Below are 1,020 nucleotides of genomic sequence, written 5' to 3'. Positions count from 1 at the left end.
TTAAGAGATTCTTCACTTGTTTCACAAACTTTAGAATGACAAAGTGAAAGATATTAATGACAAAATGGAATATAAAAACCCAAGTTTAACTCCACCCTTTGTCATTCCAACCTACTTAGACGTGGGTAAGATTCTTAGGCATAGGTAAGATTAGGGGATATTTGTGAGATAACACTAGGGCAAACACCTAAAGAGAATACCTAAAAGAGAGATTGTGAAATATTAGAATACTAATAATTATCAATGGGTAAATATTGGTGATATGCTTGAGAGGGGGATAATCACAAAAACAAAAGAATACATTAGTAAAAAGGCAAAACTAGATTGTTTTGGTGGTTTTATAGTTCCAATACCTGTATCTTTCATCAATAAAATAAGAGATAGTTTGAAAAATACTCGATGGAGGGGGGGGCAAGTATCCTTATTAGAATCTTTTAGGATTATTGATAGTGATTATCGTAGATTTGAGTGGCATAAATCCTTATAGACTATTCTAAGCACTATAACGGGGCAATATACTTTCTTTTGCTCTTTTTATCTTACAAAAATAAAGAAAGAAAGTTTTAGTGAATACATATCCTCTTTAGACCACTCTAAGCTAGACTATAAAAGGGGTAGTATCCTTTCTGGGTTGTTAGCAATCAAGTGTTACTTCAAAATGGGTTGGGGATAAATATACTTCTAGTTCAAACTTTAGCCAAAACTTTGTTGCTGTAATTGTCGCATTTGCAATAGATAAATCTACTTCTAGTTCAAACTTTAGCCAAACTTAATATCTTGCTTAAGTTGCTGCAAGATTATGATAAATATACTTCTCATTTAAACTTTAGCCAAAACTTCTTTTTATACATATTATCTAGTTTTTATACACATTACCCTACAAACTTAGACAATCAATTACCCTTATGCTAAAGCGATGACACTTCAAATAACAAAGCTTATATTATTTTAAAATCTATGCTTGTATTTTGAAGCTTGTAGAGCTTTGTGATAGAATCTAGATTCTAAAATTTAAGGATT

At 30.9% G+C, this 1,020-nt stretch carries 1 protein-coding gene; it reads left to right on the top strand.

Annotated features, from left to right (window positions below):
• Positions 1–262 precede the first annotated feature (262 nt).
• Positions 263–487: a hypothetical protein gene (locus CQA44_RS12165; RefSeq protein WP_115547435.1), complete on the top strand. Its 225-nt coding sequence runs from the start codon at positions 263–265 to the stop codon at positions 485–487.
• Positions 488–1,020: the final 533 nt, after the last annotated feature.

The organism is Helicobacter sp. MIT 14-3879, from assembly GCF_003364125.1.
This window is presented reverse-complemented; position numbering and strand designations above follow the sequence as displayed.

Coding starts and splice junctions, on each gene's coding strand:
- CQA44_RS12165 (WP_115547435.1), top strand. CDS start 263: ATGCTTGAGAGGGGGATAATCACAAAAACAAAAGAATACATTAGTAAA.